The 17,710-nt window shown below is 64.1% G+C and carries 13 protein-coding genes; 8 read left to right on the top strand and 5 right to left on the bottom strand.

Annotated elements, in window-relative coordinates:
- The first annotated feature begins 54 nt into the window (after nucleotides 1-54).
- Together KUV26_RS02100 and KUV26_RS02105 are read left to right on the top strand one after the other, a co-directional pair.
- Nucleotides 55-2,337 carry a sensor histidine kinase NtrY-like gene (locus KUV26_RS02100; protein ID WP_222507157.1) on the top strand — a complete coding sequence of 761 codons (2,283 nt, stop codon included), beginning with the start codon at nucleotides 55-57 and terminating at the stop codon, nucleotides 2,335-2,337.
- On the top strand, nucleotides 2,334-3,743 hold the full coding sequence (locus KUV26_RS02105; RefSeq protein WP_222502479.1) for a sigma-54-dependent transcriptional regulator: 1,410 nt from the start codon (nucleotides 2,334-2,336) through the stop codon (nucleotides 3,741-3,743). Before KUV26_RS02100 ends, KUV26_RS02105 begins: the two co-directional genes overlap by 4 nt.
- 41 nt (nucleotides 3,744-3,784) lie before the next feature.
- On the opposite strand, the gene KUV26_RS02110 is transcribed toward KUV26_RS02105, so the two are convergent.
- Together KUV26_RS02110 and KUV26_RS02115 are read right to left on the bottom strand one after the other, a co-directional pair.
- Complete coding sequence (locus tag KUV26_RS02110; protein WP_222507158.1) at nucleotides 3,785-6,127, bottom strand: caspase family protein; 2,343 nt, start codon at nucleotides 6,125-6,127, stop codon at nucleotides 3,785-3,787.
- A gap of 407 nt (nucleotides 6,128-6,534) precedes the next feature.
- Complete coding sequence (locus KUV26_RS02115; protein ID WP_222507159.1) at nucleotides 6,535-7,002, bottom strand: hypothetical protein; 468 nt, start codon at nucleotides 7,000-7,002, stop codon at nucleotides 6,535-6,537.
- A 113-nt stretch (nucleotides 7,003-7,115) separates the two neighbouring features.
- Here KUV26_RS02115 and trkA point away from each other — a divergent pair, with 113 nt between their 5' ends.
- From trkA to hflX, 4 genes are all read left to right on the top strand, one after another.
- The gene (trkA, locus tag KUV26_RS02120) at nucleotides 7,116-8,492 is read left to right on the top strand and encodes a Trk system potassium transporter TrkA (protein WP_222502482.1); all 1,377 of its coding nucleotides are present in this window, start codon (nucleotides 7,116-7,118) and stop codon (nucleotides 8,490-8,492) included.
- A gap of 1 nt (nucleotide 8,493) precedes the next feature.
- Nucleotides 8,494-10,029, top strand: a complete 1,536-nt coding sequence (locus tag KUV26_RS02125) for a TrkH family potassium uptake protein (protein WP_222507160.1) — start codon at nucleotides 8,494-8,496, stop codon at nucleotides 10,027-10,029.
- Nucleotides 10,030-10,149: 120 nt separating this feature from the next.
- Nucleotides 10,150-10,389: an RNA chaperone Hfq gene (gene hfq / locus KUV26_RS02130; protein ID WP_005611588.1), complete on the top strand. Its 240-nt coding sequence runs from the start codon at nucleotides 10,150-10,152 to the stop codon at nucleotides 10,387-10,389.
- Nucleotides 10,389-11,660: a GTPase HflX gene (gene hflX, locus KUV26_RS02135; protein WP_222502484.1), complete on the top strand. Its 1,272-nt coding sequence runs from the start codon at nucleotides 10,389-10,391 to the stop codon at nucleotides 11,658-11,660. Before hfq ends, hflX begins: the two co-directional genes overlap by 1 nt.
- A 49-nt stretch (nucleotides 11,661-11,709) precedes the next feature.
- Here the strand turns inward: hflX and KUV26_RS02140 are convergent, their stop codons facing one another.
- Nucleotides 11,710-14,187: a penicillin acylase family protein gene (locus tag KUV26_RS02140; RefSeq protein WP_222507161.1), complete on the bottom strand. Its 2,478-nt coding sequence runs from the start codon at nucleotides 14,185-14,187 to the stop codon at nucleotides 11,710-11,712.
- Between the two features lie 86 nt (nucleotides 14,188-14,273).
- On the opposite strand from KUV26_RS02140, the gene KUV26_RS02145 reads away from it, so the two are divergent.
- Nucleotides 14,274-15,176, top strand: coding sequence for an NAD(P)-dependent oxidoreductase (locus KUV26_RS02145; RefSeq protein ID WP_315900075.1), 903 nt, complete (start codon nucleotides 14,274-14,276; stop codon nucleotides 15,174-15,176).
- Between the two features lie 97 nt (nucleotides 15,177-15,273).
- Here the strand turns inward: KUV26_RS02145 and KUV26_RS02150 are convergent, their stop codons facing one another.
- Together KUV26_RS02150 and hemB are read right to left on the bottom strand one after the other, a co-directional pair.
- A complete protein-coding gene (locus KUV26_RS02150; protein ID WP_222502487.1) occupies nucleotides 15,274-15,849 on the bottom strand; it encodes a YSC84-related protein in 576 nt (191 codons plus the stop codon).
- 150 nt (nucleotides 15,850-15,999) lie between these two features.
- Complete coding sequence (gene hemB, locus KUV26_RS02155) at nucleotides 16,000-16,998, bottom strand: porphobilinogen synthase (protein WP_222502488.1); 999 nt, start codon at nucleotides 16,996-16,998, stop codon at nucleotides 16,000-16,002.
- A 182-nt stretch (nucleotides 16,999-17,180) separates the two neighbouring features.
- On the opposite strand from hemB, the gene KUV26_RS02160 reads away from it, so the two are divergent.
- Nucleotides 17,181-17,702: a component of SufBCD complex gene (locus KUV26_RS02160; protein WP_222507163.1), complete on the top strand. Its 522-nt coding sequence runs from the start codon at nucleotides 17,181-17,183 to the stop codon at nucleotides 17,700-17,702.
- Nucleotides 17,703-17,710 lie beyond the last annotated feature (8 nt).

Consider the following 17,710-nt stretch of genomic DNA (forward strand, 5'->3'; position numbering starts at 1 on the left):
CACGAGATATGGCGGTGACTCGCAAAGAGTCGCACATCAGGATGAGGGCAGTAAGTGGCGCATAAGTCACATCTGAGGGCGGCGTACGGGCCGTTTGCGGCCTTGGACCGGTGGCGGAGGACCCGCCGGGCGCGCAATATCGGCACCATCGGCCTGGTTCTGCTGGGGCCGGTGCTGGCGCTGGCGACCTTTCTGATCATCGGCCCGCTGGGGCAGGGGGCCTCGTCCAGATCGCTGCGGCTGATTCTGCTGGCCGACCTTGTTTACATCCTGACCATTGCAGCCCTGGTGATGAACCAGATCGTGCGCCTGTTTGCGGCGCGGCGCTCGAAATCGGCTGGCTCGCGGCTGCACCTTCGGCTGATCGGGGCCTTCGGCTTTCTGGCGCTGATCCCCACGGTGATCGTGGCGGTCTTTGCAGTGCTGACGGTGAATGTCGGGCTTGAGGGCTGGTTCTCGCAGCGGGTGCGGCAGGTGATCGGCAGTTCTCTCGATGCGGCCGAAGCCTATCAGGCCCAGCAAAAGGACGATCTGACCGAAGATGCCCGTGCGCTGGCGCGCTATCTCGACAACAGCCGGGCACGCAGTTTCTTCATCAATGACGCCGAACTGCGGCTGGTGCTGGCACAGGGCCAGCTGCAAATCCAGCGGGGGCTTCGCGAAGCCTACATCGTTGACAGCGGGGGCCAGATCCGCGCCCGCGGCGAGCGGTCTTATGAATTCGATTTCGAAAAACCAAATGACCGGCAGATCGGTGTTGCCCGCGACGATGGCCTGATGTTGATCGAGGACTGGGACAACAGCGAGTTTCGCGCGCTGGTGCGTCTGGACGCCTTTGTTGACCGCTTCCTGTACATCAGCCGGGATGTGGACGGCGAGTTGCTGAACCTTTTGGATGATACCCAGGAGACGGCGCATCTTTATCAGCAGCTCGAGAGCGAACGCGGCCGGGTGCTGTTCGAATTTGCGCTGCTGTACATCGGTTTTGCGGTGATCCTGATACTGGCGGCAATGTGGCTGGGCATGTGGTTTGCCGAGCGGCTGTCGCGCCCGGTCGGACGGCTGACGGTGGCGGCGCAGCGGGTTGGCGCCGGCAATCTGGATGTTCAGGTGCCGGTGGACGACGGCGACGACGAAATTTCCCAGCTGGGCCAGTATTTCAACCAGATGACCCGGGAATTGAAAGCCCAGCACGGCAGGCTGCTGGACAACACCCGCCAGATTGAACGCCGGCGGCGGCTGTTCGACTCGGTGCTGTCGTCGGTGACGTCCGGTGTTGTCGGGCTGGATGCGGACGGGCGGGTGACCTTTGTGAACCGGTCCGCGGAGCGCCTGCTGGACTGGCAGGAGGACCAGCAGTCGCTGGCACTGGCCGTGGCGGTGCCGGAATTCGGGCCGCTGTTTGACGAGCTGATCGAAACCGGCGCCGAGGTGGTCCAGGAAGAGATCAAGGTGACACGTCAGGGGCAGCTGGAAAACCTGCTGGTGAGGATGTCGCCGCGCCGTTCCGGCGAGGGCGGGCTTGAAGGCTATGTGGTTGCCTTTGACGATGTGACCGATCTGGTCAGCGCCCAGCGGATGGCGGCCTGGGGCGACGTGGCCCGCCGCATCGCGCATGAGATCAAGAACCCGCTGACGCCGATCCAGCTGAGCGCGGAGCGGATCAAGCGCAAGTTCGCGCCCAAGCTGGGCGAGGAGAACAGCGATCAGCTGCAATCCATGACCGACGTGATCGTGCGCCAGACCAATGATCTGCGCCGGATCGTCGACGAATTCTCGAAATTCGCCCGGATGCCAGAACCGGAACGGCGCGAGGAGAATCTGGCCAAACTGGTGCGGGATGCAGTGGTCCTGCAGCAGCAGGGCCAGCCCGGTGTCCGGATCAAGGCAGAGCTGCAGCAGGCGGAGATGCCCTCTGATCTGGATGCCACCATGATTGGCCAGGCACTGACCAATCTGATCAAGAATGCGGGCGAAGCTATTGAAAGCCTGCAGCAAAAAGGCGCCCCGGAGGGGCTGGTTCCGGAAATCCGGGTGTCGGCTGAAAAGGCAGGCAATGCCTATGAAATCCGTATCGCCGACAATGGAATCGGTTTGCCCGAGGACAGGGCGCGGCTGTTCGAGCCTTACGTGACTACGCGGGATGCGGGCACCGGGCTGGGCCTGCCGATCGTCAAGAAAATCATCGAAGAGCACGGGGGCACGCTGACGCTGGAAGATGCCCCGGTGTTCGAGGGACACGCGCACAACGGCGCGATGGCGGTAATCCGCCTGCCCGCCGCAGCCCGGAAAGCGGCGGCGCCTAACAAGAGCACAGTGAAAGCAGGTCTGACATGAGTGACATTCTGATTGTAGATGACGAGCGCGACATCCGCGAACTGGTCTCGGACATTCTGGAGGACGAGGGCTATGCCACCCGCAAGGCGGGGAGTTCCGAGGAATGCATGGCCAGGCTGGAGGAAGCCCAGCCGGCGCTGATGATCCTGGATATCTGGCTCAAGGACAGCCAGATGGACGGGATCGACATCCTCAAAGCGGTGAAACGGGACACCCCGGATATCCCGGTGGTGATCATCTCCGGCCACGGCAACATCGAAATCGCGGTCGCCGCGATCAAGCAGGGCGCCTATGACTTCATCGAGAAGCCCTTCAACATCGACCAGCTGATGGTCGTGATCCGCCGCGCGATGGAAACCTCGCGCCTGCGCCGGGAGAACAGCGACCTCAAGCGCAAGGATACCGGCCCTGCCGAAATGATCGGCACTTCGGCTGCATTCCGCACCCTGGTCGGCCAGCTGGACAAGGTCACCAAGTCGAACGGCCGGGTTATGCTGACCGGCCCGGCGGGCAGCGGCAAGGAAATAGCCGCGCGTTATATTCACGCCAATTCGAACCGGGCGTCGGCCCCGTTTATTACCGTGAATTGCGCCAGCATCGAGCCCGACCGGATGGAAGAGGTGCTGTTCGGGCGCGAATCGTCCGAGCGCGGCGTCGAGCCGGGCCTGCTGGAACAGGCCCACGGCGGGGTGGTGTTCTTTGACGAAGTCGCCGACATGCCGCTGGGGACCCAGTCAAAAATCCTGCGGGTGCTGGTGGACCAGCAGTTCCAGCGCGTCGGCGGTTCCGACAAGATCCGGGTCGATCTGCGGGTGGTATCTTCCACCAACAAGGATCTGGACGCCGAGATCGAGGCAGGCACCTTCCGCCAGGAACTGTATCACCGCCTCAACGTGGTGCCGGTGGCGGTGCCGTCGCTGGCCGACCGGCGCGAGGATATCCCGCTGCTGGCAAATCATTTCATTGCCCAGTTCAACGAGGCTCAGGGCCTGCCTCTGCGCGAGCTGACGGATGAGGCGGTGGCCCTGATGCAGACAATGCTGTGGCCGGGCAACGTGCGGCAGCTGAAGAACCTGGTGGAACGGGTGCTGATCCTCGGCGATGGCAGCGGCCCGATCGAAGCCAAGGACCTGCCGCGCGAGGAGGAAAAACCGCAGGAGGAGGGGCGGGTCGTGCTCTCCGGCGCGCTGGCCACGCTGCCGCTGCGCGAAGCGCGGGAAGCGTTCGAGCGGGAATACCTGCTGACCCAGATCAACCGCTTTGGCGGCAATATCAGCCGGACGGCTTCCTTTGTCGGCATGGAGCGCTCGGCGCTGCACCGCAAGCTGAAATCGCTGGGGGTGGTGACGTCCAACAAGGCGGGCGCCCGGGTCGCGCATGTGGAGGCAGAGGAAGAACAGGCCTGATCAGGCCAGCGCGCGCCCGGATCAACCCGGGCGCTGCCGGATCAGAACAGGTCCTGGCGGATCGGGTTCAGCGCGAAATGAACCTGTGCGGCCAGCTGCAGCTGACTGATGGCATCCTCGGGCACTGTTGCCGGAAGGCCTGCTTCGCGGGCCCAGTTGCCCAGCTCCCGCCGCGAAGCCGGGCCGAACTGCCCGTCGATGGCAATGCCGGACCCGAGCTGGCGCAGAATGCTCTGGGTGCCGGCCGCCACATCCGTCTCAGGCATTGATTCCAGCAGGTCCTGCGCCGCTGCGCGGGCATCCGGATCATTCAGCGCCATGGCCTTGCCCGCCCGGGCGGCGGCGGCATGGGGCGGGATGCGGTCCGACAGCCGGTTCAAGGCAACCCAGGCCCCATTGGCGCCGCCCCAGGCATCGCCGCGGGCAAGTCCCATATCGTACCATTCCAGCGCTTCGGCGGCGTCGCTTCCGGGCAGGTCGCCGTTCATGATCATCCTGCCGATCTCACCCGGGGCGTGGGGGTGGCCCAGCTGGGCTGCCTCCGCGAACAGCGACCGGGCCTTTTCCTTGTCTACCGGCCTGCCCGCGCCGCCGTCCCGGTAGACATAGCCGAGGTTGGCGGTGCCGTAGATGTCGCCGCGTCCGGCGGAGGCTTCCAGATAGGACAGGCCGCGCGCCGGCTGCGCCAGTTCATCGCCGCTCCACAGGAAGAACACGCCCAGCTCGTTCAGCGCGTAGGTGTGGCCCAGCTCCACCGCGCGGCTGAGGAGGTCAAAGCCGCGCTGCTTTTCCTCTGGTGTGCCGTCTTTGCGCAGCAGCCGCTTGCCTCGGGCGTGCATCGAAAAAGGATCGCCGGCCTCGATCCCCTTGTCCCACAGGGCAAAGGCCTTGTCCAGGTTGTAGGGGATCGGCACGGTTTCGCGGTCCACATTCGGGGTGACATGCAGATACGCCACCGCGTTGTAAGCGCGGACATGGCCCAGTTCCGCGGCTTTTTCAAAGGCTTCATAGGCCTCCATCAGGCGGCCCTGTCCCTGCAGCGCGCGGCCGAGCTGATAGTGCAGCCGCCCGATGCCCGGCGCCGCCTCCACCGCCTCGCGGCAGGCCGTCTCGGCAGCCTTCAGGTCGATTTCATTGGGGTAGCGGTAAAGGCCGACGCCTTGAGGATCCAGCAGATCACCGGCTTCCAGGTCGCACTGGCGGGCGATCATTTCCAGGTTCACAGTCACGTCGCGCACAACATCCGCCTGGGCCAGCCGCAGCACCATCCGGTCCTTGCGGACCTGGCCGCCGTCCTTGCGGGCCGGCAGCTCAGACAGTTTGGGCGCATAGCTGAGACTGAGGGCGCTGCCGTCACCGGACTGCAGTGAAGTGACACCGGCTGAGGGGGTTTCCACAATCGAAACCGTGGTGCCGGCCTGAACGTAGGGGCTGATTTCCGGCGCCAGCTCCAGCGCCCGGCCAAGCGGCACCTTGACTGAAAGCTCGGCAGGAATCTGGCTGATGCCGGAGGATGAGGCCTCCATGGCGGTGTCCGGGTCCGCGGCGGCGATGTTCAGCGACCGCTCTGCCGGGCGCAGGTATATCTTCTGCATCAGCGTCGAGCTTTCCCAAGGCACCTGGGTGTTGCCGGTTGAGCTGTAGACATCGCTCCGGATGGCAGCGAGAACGGTCATCGCATCTTCGTCAGGGCTGGCCGGGAAATGCCGCACGACGGAGGCGGTGTAGGGGCTGTTGCCGCCTGGCTCGCCATCCAGCGCAGTGGCGCCGGGAGAGGTGGAGAAGGCCACCAGCGTATTGAGAGGCGGGCGGAACACGTCGAAGCCTTCGCGCGCCTCATAGAGCTGGGCGCCGACTTCGGCGTTGAGTTTGGCCTGCGGCACCGGATTGTCGCGGCAGGAATCCAGCATCAGGATCTGGCTGCCCGCCTTGCCGCCCAGAATGGCGGACACGCGATCAAGTGTGACCGACTGGAAGGGCAGGTCGTGAATGCCCGACAGCTCCGCGTCGCTGGTCAGCAGGTAATTGCGCCGGCCCAGCTGGATGCCATGGCCGGCGTAGTAAAAGAACACCTGGCTGCCGTCGCGGATATTGAGCGCCGCCTGGCGCAGCAGCGCCTCGAAGCCGCGCTTGTCGAGGTCGTAGCCTTCATAGACGGTATAGCCGAAGGACTTGAGCATTTCCGCCATCGCCTCGGCATCCTTGCGGGTGTTGGTCAGGTCGCTGACATGGTCATAGTCCTGAATGCCGATCACGATTGCGGTTTCCGGGGCGGCGCCCCGTTCGCTGGTTTCAAAGGCCGCCTGCGCTGCCGCGGCGGGCAGCAGAGCCAGGGCCAGCACTGCGGCTGCAAGAGCGGGACGTTTGGGGGGAAGGGCTGTCATGGCGTAGTCCGGGATCAGCCCCAGCCGCCGCCTTGACCCCCACCACCTTGAAATACCGGCTTGGTCGGCTGCTCAGCAGGAACTGGCGCAGGCGTAGTGGCTGCGGGAGCGGGCTTGGGAGTGGCGACAGACGCCGGGCGCGTGGCGGGGGCTCTGTAGGTCGTCTGTGCCGGAGCAGGAGCCGGTGCAGCAGCGGGCGGCGGTGCGATAGGCGCCGTTGGTTCGCAGGCTGCGGCAAAAGCCGCCAGGGGCAGCGCGGCAAACAGAAAATCTATCCGCATCGGGTACCTTTCTCTTTTGAGAATACTGGTCAAAACAATCGGTGTTCAGCTTACTTGATCTTAGGGCGCAAATCAAAACTGTCCCGCCGCATTTCTGCCGTCCGCGGCTGCGGACCGGCCGGTCTGTCAACCGCCGGTGCGGATGACGGTGCTGCCGTCCCGGTTGCGCTGCGCGCAGGAGGCCTCGGTCAAGGGGGCCAGCCGCGGTCCCGGCAAGGCCGCCGCGTCCTGCCGGGTGCAGCGTTTCAGCGCGATCTGCTGGTAGCCCTTGGCGGCCATGCAGGATTTCTCCAGCCGCTGGCGCAGCGGCTTGTTCACATCCACCGTGTAGATGCCGCCATCTGCCCAGTAACCGGGCCGGTAATAGCAGCCGCTGCCATGGCAGACCTGGCGGCCCGGGTAGTAGACCGGCGGGCGCTGGCGGACTTCATTGGCAACCGGGGCATCCTTCAGCGCTTGGGTGGCGCAGGTCAGCTCGTCCGATTGCAGTCGGGACACCGCAGCCCCCTGCTTGTAATAGACCGGCAGCGGTCCGCAGGCCGTTGTCAGAGCCAGCAGCACTGCGCCCGCCGCGATTGTCGAACTGCGTTGCATGCGCAAAGAATGGCCGCAAACTGAGGAAGTTACAATTAATTTGACCGTGAAAGCGGCTTCTGTCATTCACGTCGGGCAAATCTCCGCCCGAAACTCCGCCAAGGGACACGCATATGAAGGTCATTATCTGCGGCGCGGGCCAGGTCGGCTGGCAGATCGCCCGGCACCTGTCCGGTGAGCACAATGATGTCACTGTGGTCGACAACAACCCGGAACTGGTGCGCCGGGCGACGGATACCCTGGATGTGCAGGGGATCCATGGTTTTGCCTCTTACCCGGATGTGCTGGAGCGGGCCGGGGCGCGCGACGCTGATATGATCATTGCCGCCACGCACTCGGACGAGGTCAACATGGTGACCTGCCAGGTGGCGCATTCGGTGTTCAAGATCCAGCGCAAGATCGCGCGCCTGCGCGCAAAAAGCTACCTGACCGCGATCTATTCCGACCTGTACCAGCGCGAGCATCTGCCGATCGACGTGGTGATTAGTCCGGAACGCGAAGTGGCCGCAGCAGCGATGCAGCGGCTTTCGGCGCCGGCCGCCTTTGACACCGAGACCTTCATGGGCGGCAAGGCGCAGCTCCTGGGAATTCAGATCGATGCTGAATGCCCGGTGGTGAACACGCCGCTGCGCCAGCTGACGGACCTGTTTTCCACCCTGCGCGCGATTGTGGTGGGGGTCCGCCGTGACGGCACGCTGTTTGCGCCGGAGCCGGGCGATCAGCTGTTTGTCGGCGACAGCTGCTATGTGTTTTCGCATGTCGATGACGTGCCCCGGACAATCGAGGTTTTCGGCAAGAAGGAAAAACGCCAGGACCGGGTTGTTGTGGTTGGCGGCGGCAATGTCGGGCTGGAAGTTGCCAAAGCGCTGGAAAGCAGCACCTCCCGGATCCGCGCCAAGGTGATCGAGCGGGACCGGCGCTGTGCCGAACGCGCCGCCGAGGAGCTGGAGCGCACCATTGTGCTGAACGGCGACGGCCTGGACCGTTCGCTGATGATCGAGGCGGGCATCGACAAGGCAGATGCGATGCTGGCGGTCACCGACGACGATAAGACCAACATGCTGGCCGCGGTGCGCGCCAAGGCCGAGGGCTGCCCGCTGGCAATTGCTCTGATCAATGACCCGACCCTGGTGCCGCTTCTTCCGCACCTGGGGATTGACGCCTATATCAACCCGCGCTCCACCACTGTGAGCTCGATCTTGCGCCACATCCGCTACGGCCGGGTGCGTCAGGTCTACTCGCTGGGGGATGCAGAGGCAGAGATGATTGAGGCGGAGGTGCTGTCGACCTCGCCGATCACCGGGCAGATGATCCGGGAGACCGACTTCCCCGAAGGCGTTCTGGTCGGGGGTATTCTGAAAAACGGCGAGATGCTGCGCCCCTCCGGCGAGACCCGGATCGAGGAGGGCGATGTGATCGCGCTGTTCGCGATGGCCGATGACGTGCCCGAAGTGGAGCGGCTCCTGCAGGTGTCGATCGATTACTTCTGACATGCGCCGCGTGGTCCAAGCTCCCCTGGGCGTGCTGCGCCTGCCGCTGTTCCTGCTGATCTGGGGCATCGCCTCCTTGGCGATGTGGCTGCCGGCCGTGCATGCCTTGGTGCTGGACGATCACCACACGTCGCAGAGCTTTTTCTATGCCGGCCTCGCCGGGGTGATTCTGGTTGTTCTGATTGCTTTGTCGATGGGCAACCGTGTGCCGCGGTACGGCATGCCGGGGCAGCTTCTGTCGCTGCTGGCGACCTTCACCGTGCTGCCGCTGTTTCTGGCGGTGCCGGTTCAGGACGCGCTGGTGAGCACCCGTTTCGTGAATGCCTATTTCGACATGGTGAGCGCAATCACGACCACCGGCGCCGATATCTGGGCTGATCCCGGCCGCCTGCCGCCCAGCGTGCATCTGTGGCGGGCGATGGTCGGCTGGCTGGGCGGGCTGCTGATGTGGGTGGCGGCCTCGGCGGTGCTGGCGCCGATGTCGCTCGGCGGGTTCGAGGTCACCGCCAAGGGGCAGCCGGGCGGCGGCACTGCCGGACCGGGCCAAATGGAGAAGGCGGACCCGCGGCGGCAGCTGGTACTGGTGACCCGCACCCTGGCGCCGGTCTATGCCGGTCTGACCATGGTCCTGTGGATCCTGCTGATGATTACCGGCGAAAAGGCGCTGGCGGGCCTGTGCCATGCCATGTCGGTGATGGCGACCGCCGGCATTTCCGCAACCGGCGGGGTGGAGAATGCGGCCAGCGGCGTCGCCGGCGAAATGGTAATGTTCCTGTTCATGTTCTTTGCCCTGTCGCGGCTGACCTTCTCCAGCGATACCGTGACCTCCGGGCAGGGGCGTCTCGACAAGGATCCCGAATTCCGCACCGGCATGCTGATTGTCTTCGGGGTGCCGCTGCTGCTGTTCCTGCGGCACTGGTTCGCCGCCTATGAGGTGGACGCCGGCGAAGACCTGCTGCAGGCGCTGCGGGCGTTTTGGGGCACCCTGTTCACGGTCATGTCCTTCCTGTCCACCACCGGCTTCGAGAGTGTCCACTGGCAGGCGGCCCGCACCTGGTCTGGACTGGAAACGCCGGGCATGATCCTGCTGGGGCTTGCGGTGTTCGGCGGCGGGGTGGCGACCACTGCGGGCGGGGTCAAGCTGCTGCGGGTCTATGCGCTCTACCTCAATGGCTTGCGTGAAATGGAGCGGCTTGTGCATCCCAACTCGGTCAGCGGTGAAGGCGACCGGACCAAGCGGCTGCAGAAGAACGGCGCCTTTGTCGCCTGGGTGTTCTTCATGCTGTTTGCGTTGTCGCTGGCCCTGGTCAGCACCGCGCTGGCAGCGGTCGGATCAAGCTTCGAGCAATCCCTGGTGCTGGCAATTGCCGCGCTGTCCACCACCGGGCCGCTGACCGAAAGCGCCAGCAGTGCCCCGATCGTGCTCAATCTGCTGACCGACCCGGCCAAACTGATCCTGTGCATCGCGATGGTGCTGGGGCGGCTGGAGACGCTGGCCTTTATCGCGCTGCTGTCGCCCAACCTCTGGCGCAGCTGAGTGCCCTGCGGGTAAAAAGTGTTTTTCGGGTGGAAACTTATTTTTTCTTTCTCCATACTGAATTTTAACGTGCGTGCTGGTCCGCAGCGCGCAGCAAGAACAAAGGCGAGAAAACAAAAAATGGCTTCGGACAGACAGAATCTTCAGGATGCCTTCCTGAATCACGTTCGCAAAACCAAGGTTCCGGTAACAATCTTTCTGATCAACGGGGTCAAACTGCAGGGTGTCATCACCTGGTTCGACAATTTCTGCGTGCTGCTGCGCCGCGACGGACAGTCGCAGCTGGTCTACAAACACGCGATTTCGACCATCATGCCGGCCCAGCCGATCAGTCTCTATGAGGGTGAAGACTCCAATTGATGGAGCATGAAAGGAAGCAGACCCGCGCCTGGGTGCTGCATCCGGAAATCAAATCAGACAGCGGGCGCCGCGAAGCCGCACCCGCGCTTGACGAGGCCGTTGCGCTGGCAGCGGCCTTGCCCGATCTTGATGTAATCGGATCAAATGTGGTGCGCCTGCCCAAGGCGCATCCGGGCATGCTGTTCGGCTCCGGCAAGATCGAGGAACTGGCAGGCATCCTGAAGGCGAATGAAATTGAACTGGTCCTGATCGACGGGCCGGTTTCCCCCGTTCAGCAGCGCAACCTGGAGAAGGCTTGGAAGGTCAAGATCCTGGACCGGACCGGGCTGATCCTCGAGATATTCTCCGACCGGGCGGCGACTCGTGAAGGCGTGCTGCAGGTCGAGATGGCGGCGCTCAGCTATCAGCGCACCCGTCTGGTGCGGGCCTGGACCCACCTGGAGCGCCAGCGCGGCGGCCTGGGGTTTGTCGGCGGACCCGGTGAAACCCAGATCGAGGCCGACCGGCGCGCCATTGACGACCAGCTGGTGCGGCTGCGCCGGCAGCTGGACAAGGTGGTGAAGACCCGGACGCTGCACCGTGCCTCGCGCGCCAAGGTGCCGTACCCCATCGTGGCGCTGGTGGGTTATACCAACGCCGGCAAGTCAACGCTGTTCAACCGGCTGACCGGCGCCGAGGTGATGGCCAAGGACATGCTCTTTGCCACTCTGGATCCGACCATGCGCCGGGTGCAGATCCCCGACGGGCCGGAGGTGATCCTGTCCGACACGGTGGGTTTCATCTCGGACCTGCCGACGGAGCTGGTCGCCGCCTTCCGCGCCACGCTGGAAGAGGTGCTGGCGGCGGATGTGATCCTGCATGTGCGCGACATCAGCCATGACCAAAGTGAAGAGCAGGCTGAGGATGTGGAGGCGATCCTGGCCTCGCTGGGGGTGGACGAGCACCGCGCCCGGATCGAGGTCTGGAACAAGCTTGACCAGCTTCCGGCGGAAGACGCCGACGCCCGCCGCCAGCGCGCGGCCCGGGAGGACGGCATTCATGCGATTTCGGCTCTGACCGGTGAGGGGCTGGACGGCCTCCTGGCCGACATAGCCGAGAAGCTGCAGGGGGTGCGGCACGAGGATGTGCTGAACCTCACCTTTGCGCAGGGCAAGCAGCGCGCCTGGCTGTTCAAGGAGGACCTGGTGCAGCAAGAGGAGCAGACCGAGACCGGTTTCGAAATCACCGTGCTGTGGACCGACCGGCAGAAGGCGAAATTCGAGAGGCTGTGATTTTCATCAGCTCTGTAAAAGAAAAACGGGCGCCGCAGCGCCCGTTTTTTTATAGCCTGGGTGTGATCCGGGTGATGCCGACGGCCGCGGCGCGGGCGAGTTCCTCATCCAGCGACATCGGGATGTACTCGCCGCGGCGCCACAGCTGGGCCATGTCGTCGTAGTAGCGCGACAGCGGGTGGCCGGACTGGCCGGTGGCGGTGATGAAGACGGAGCTGTCAGGGTCGGCAAAATCATAGACCCCGCGGTAGCCGGCCGCGTGAATGTTCTGGTAGGGATCCGGGTCCTTGCCCGAGCTTTTGCCCCGCTGCAGGGTGTTGTCGCCGCCGCTGGTGGATTGGCGGATGTTCACGAAATAGCGCAGAAGCGGCACATCGCCCAGAACAGGATGGTCCTGCACGGCCTGGTGGGCGTCGCCCCAGCGCAGGGATTCCAGCGCGTTCCCGTAGCGCTCTTCGATCCAGACCAGCGCATCATCCAGCGCCAGCCGGGCCATGTCAGTGCAGCTTTCCTCGGGCGCGCTCTGGCGCACGTCGCACCAGGCGGAAGCGCCATCGACATCGCGGTAAACCCGCTCGATGAACAGCGGTTCGACATGGCGGAAGGATTTGGCTACAGGACCCAGTTCATCGGTAATCAGCCGGGCCTGCAGCGCCCTCAGCCAGGCGGCATAGATCAGCGGCTCCGGCAGGTGCTCGTTCATCTCGCCGTTCCACTCGGACAGCAGCGTCAGGGCAATCTGGCGCTGGCGCTCGCGGGTGCCGGCGGGCGCGGCCTCGCCTGTGAACCACAGGTTCGCCCCGATCAGCGGCAGCAGGGTGCGGGCGGTGTAAGAGACTGTGTCCAGCTGCGCTTCGATGAAACTGTCGCGGGTGTGGACTTCGCGGTTCTGCATCAGCTTTTCCCAGCGGTGGATGCGCTGGGTGTCGCCCCAGTCGAAGGAGACATGTTTTGGGAAGGGGCGGTCAAGGAGCTTATTGTTGGTGTTGCCCAAGATGCCGCCCGCGGGAGCAACAAATTCCGGGTTTTCGGCATAGGGAGCCTGGCCCTGCCATCGGTTTTCCGGGCGCCAGCCCTGGCTGGGCATCCGGCCTTTGCTTTGATGCGCCGCGTCGCGCAGCGGAAACGCTCCGACGGTCTTGAGCGCGATGGTGTCCCGGTCGGCCAGCGTCAGGTTTTGCGCCGGGGCGACAAAATCCTCGCCTGCAATGATTGCCTCCTGCACCGAGCCGCTGCGCATAAGGCTGATGGCGGCGCTCATTGAGGTGTCCCTGGGGCTGAGCACGGTCCAGCTGAGCGACACCACATGGCCCGGCGGCGTGATTTCCGCCAGGTTGAACATGGAGCCGGGCAGCACAGGGCCGTTGTCGCTCCAGCGCAGGGTCAGGGTGACCGGGGCCTCGTCCTTGATCTTAATGATCGAGGGGCGGGAAATGAACTTCTTGTAGCCGTCAACGCTCAGGTATTCCTGAGGGTTTTCCGGGTTCAGCTTTTCGATGAACAGGTCCTGGTCATCCATGTAAGAGGAGGTGACCCCCCATCCCAGCGCGTCGGAGCGCCCGGAGATCACTGCGGGAATGCCGGGGATGGTGCCGCCGATCACCCCGCCGGTGCCCAGTTCAAGCCGCGCCAGATACCAGATACCAGGGGCGCTGAGGCCGAGGTGCGGGTCGTTGGCCAGCAGAGTTCCGCCCGCTGCCGACCGGCTGGGCGCTGCGGCCCAGGCGTTGGAGGCACCGGCCAGACCGCGCGGCGCAACCGGGAACAACAGGCTGCTTTCCTCTTCAGACCCGGCATCGGCATACTGCCGGGCGCCAGGCACAAGTTCCGCGTATTCGGGCAGGGCCGTCAGCCCTTTGCCGGGTGCATCCGGCAGAATATCCTTGATGCGGTCTGCATCATTCAGCGCCAGCGAGGTGCGGGCGCGCAGGATCTCCTCCCTCATATGGCCGGACAATTGCAGCGCCATCAGCTTCATGATTGCGATGCTGTCTGCGGGCTGCCAGGGAGCCAGCGGCATCTGAAACAGGAACATTTCCGGCGCGCCGCGGCCCAGGGCGTCCTCGTTGATCTCCAGAAGCCTGGCGTTCACCCCCGCGGCATAGGCGGTGAGCGCCGCCATCGCCTCTGGCGACTGGACCTCTACCGACTGCTGCGCCAGCCGGTAGAGATCGAGGCGGCGCAAGTAGGTGTCCGTTTCAACGGTGCGGGTGCCGAAGATCTCCGACAGGCGGCCCTGGGCGGTGCGCCGCATGACCGCCATCTGCCACAGCCGGTCCTGGGCGTGGGCATAACCCAAGCCGAAATAGACATCCTCGTCGCTGGCGCCGAAACTGCCGAAAACATGCGGCACATTAGCATTGTCGCGCACAATCTCGACGGGGGAGGACAGGCCGGGAAGGGCGAGTTCCTTGTCGTACTCAGGCAGCGACTGCGAGGCGAGATAGTAGACCAGCGCGGCGGCCAGAACGCTCAGCAGAATCAGGCCCGCAGCAAGGCGCAGCAGCCAGCGGAAAAGAAGTCCCATCAGCGGTTGTTTTCCCTTGGTTTTTGTCGTTTCCAGCCGCTTGGCAGATTGCGCCCCGCGGCGGCGGTGGTAGGGTTGGCGCCAACATATGCGAAGACAGATCAGGGGAAAAGCAGATGGCAAAAATCGCGTTTTTGGGGCTTGGTGTCATGGGCTATCCGATGGCCGGGCACCTGCAGGCCGCGGGCCATGAGGTCACCGTCTACAACCGCACCGAAGCCAAGGCCAAGGCCTGGGCCAAGCAGCATGGCGGCCATTTCGCCGCCACCCCGCGGGCGGCGGCATCCGGCGCGGAATACGTGATGGCCTGTGTCGGCAATGACGACGATCTGCGCTCGGTGTGCCTTGGGGCCGACGGGGCTTTTGCCGGCATGGCCACGGGCACCGTGTTTACCGACCACACCACGGTTTCGGCCAAAGTCACCCGGGAGCTGTACGGCACTGCGGCGGAGCAGGGGATTGCCTTTGTCGATGCGCCGATCTCCGGCGGCCAGGCTGGGGCGGAGAACGGCGTGCTGTCAGTCATGTGCGGCGGCGATGAGGACGTCTATGCAAGGGTGGAGCCGGTGATCGATGCCTATGCCCGCATCTGCCGCCGGATCGGCGAGAGCGGTGCCGGGCAGATGACCAAGATGTGCAACCAGATCGCTATCGCGGGTCTCGTTCAGGGGCTAAGCGAGGCGCTGCATTTCGCAGAGAAGGCCGGTCTGGACGGGCGCGCGGTGGTTGAAGTGATCAGCCAGGGCGCGGCTGGCAGCTGGCAGATGGCCAACCGTTACGAGACCATGCTGGATGATCATTTCGAGCATGGCTTTGCTGTCGATTGGATGCGCAAGGATCTGGGCATCTGCCTGGATGCGGCGGATGAGACCGGCGCCAGCCTGCCGGTGACGGCGCTGGTCGATCAGTTCTACAAGGATGTTCAGAAAATGGGCGGCAGCCGCTGGGACACCTCGTCGCTGTTCAAGCGGCTGCGCCAGCTTGGCTGAGCGAAAATGAAAATGGCCTTTCCGGTTGGAAAGGCCATGCCTCCGGCGGGGATATTTCAAGCCAGAAGCAAAGGCGGTTTCTGCCGCCTGTTCTCACTCAGGGGATGATGCGGGTGTATTTGGTGCCTTCCAGGGTGGCGCCCACACGCAGGCCTGCCTGGGCAAAGACCACGGCCAGCACCGGCGACGTCAGGGTGTTGGTGTCGGCGCTCAGCGCGTTACCTTCGTCCTTGATCACATATTCCACGTCTGCTCCTGCCGCCCAGCCAGAGGAGCGGCGGAAGCCTGCCAGCGCGTCCTGGGTCATGAAGAACAGCACATGGGCGTACTGCTGGGCACCGATCTGAAGGCCGGCGTTGCCCTTGTAAGTGGCGTAGTAGTCGACGGTCACGCCATTGATCCGCAGCGCGCCGCGGCCGTAGGCGCCGCCAAAGACAAACCCGGCCTCTGTCACCAGCGGCATCACCAGCATCCCGGTGGCCTTGTCCGCCAGGGTGCGGGTGTTGGGGTACTGGCTGTACATCTGGTTCAGCGTGGCATCAACGCGGGCGTCGATGGTGGCGGCGTTGCTGTTGCCGACGCCGTTGCCGCAGGCCGCGGTGACGCCGGCGCCTGCCAGCGCGGTCAGGGCAAAGCCGCGTCGGGTCATGCGGGTAGAGGAAATATCGCTCATTTTTCAGGTGCCTGTAAAGAATTGCTCCAAGGCCGGTTTGGTCCGGCTCTGGTCAGGGTTATACGCGGAAAACCGCTGCATGTCATCCGCGGCCAGGCAGATATTGGCGGCTTCCCGCTGAAAGGATCCGCTGTGGCGGGGGAGGGGGCGTCAACCGTTCAGCAGCCGGGCGGCGTCGGGGGCGAAATATGTCAGGATACCGTTGCAGCCTGCGCGTTTGAAGGCCATCAGGCTTTCCATCATCACCTTGCCGCCATCGATCCAGCCGTTCTGCGCCGCGGCCTGGATCATCGCGTATTCACCGGAAACCTGATAAGCATAGGTCGGCACGCCAAAGGCGGATTTCACCCGGTGGCAGATGTCCAGATAGGCGATGCCGGGCTTTACCATGACCATGTCGGCGCCTTCCAGCAGGTCGCGCTCGATCAGCCGCAGAGCCTCGTCGCTGTTGGCGGGATCCATCTGGTAGGTCTTCTTGTCGCCCTTCAGCGCGCCCGAAGCGCCGACGGCATCGCGGAACGGCCCGTAATAGCCGGAGGCGTACTTGGCCGAATAGGACAGGATTGCCACATTGTGATGCCCGGCCTTTTCCAGTGCCGTGCGCATCGCGCCTATGCGCCCGTCCATCATGTCGGACGGTCCGATGATGTCGGCGCCGGCATCGGCCTGGGCCAGGGTCATCTTGACCAGCGCCTCGACAGTGGCGTCATTGACGATCTCGCCATCCACCACATAACCGTCGTGGCCGTTGATGTTGTAGGGATCAAGCGCCACATCGGTCATCACCGCGATCTCCGGCGCCGCGGCCTTGATGGCGCGAATGGCGCGGTTGGTCAGGTTGTCCGGGTTCCAGGCCTCTGCGCAATCTTCGGTCTTGAGCGAGGCATCGGTGTAGGGAAACAGGCAAATCGCGGGAATTCCCAGCGCCTGCGCCTCCACCGCGGCTTCGGCGATCCTGTCAACCGACCGGCGCATCACACCGGGCATGGATGCAATCGGCTCTTCCTGGCCTTCACCATCGCGGACAAACACCGGCCAGATGAAATCGGACGGGGTCAGGGTGTTTTCCTGCACCAGGTTGCGGATCGCCTGGCTGGAACGGGTGCGGCGCAGGCGGGCGGCGGGAAAGGGCGCGACGGTAGGCTTCATGGCAGTCTCTCGTTTGGGCTGGCCCATGGGTGGCATGGAAGCAGCCCCGGGAACAAGAGGCACATTCGCCGCGCCGGAAAACTTGTGTTCCCTGCGGGCTTGCCTGCGCGCCTTTCCCGGTTGATATAGGGCCGGTTAAAAAGTCAGGCCCCAAGGGCCGGCAGCGGCGGACGGGGGCTGGAGTGGATCTGCTTGAAATTATCTATGAGATGATTGACCTGCGGTCGTTCTCCAACCTGTGGTACTGGATTTCGCTTGCGGTGATGTGGTCCTCGGCCAGTCATTGGATCCTGGGTGTTCCCTACGATATGGTCTACCGGGCGCGCCGCCGCGGCGGCCAGGCAGAGCAGGATCTGGAGGATCTCACCCGGGTCAACGTCAACCGGATGCTCTATATCGCCGAGGTTTCAGGACCCTGGATCGTGGCGCTGGCCTGTTTTGTCCTGTCGGCCCTGGCCACCCTCGGGTTTGTTTATCTGGTGGAAATTGCTCAGGCCGTGTTCCTGATGGCCTTCCCGATGTCGGTTGTCGGGCTGATCAGCTTTTTCACCGCGCGCCGGATTGCCCGGGAACGGGCTGCAGGTGCGGAACTGCGCAGGCGGCTGGCCTTCTGCCGGCTGTGCATCCAGTTTGTCGGAACGGTTTCCATTCTGGTCACGGCGTTTTGGGGCATGTACCAGAACCTGGCGATTGGAGCTCTTTAAGCACCGGG

The sequence above is a fragment of the Leisingera daeponensis genome (genome assembly GCF_019801465.1).
Lineage (GTDB): Bacteria > Pseudomonadota > Alphaproteobacteria > Rhodobacterales > Rhodobacteraceae > Leisingera > Leisingera daeponensis_A.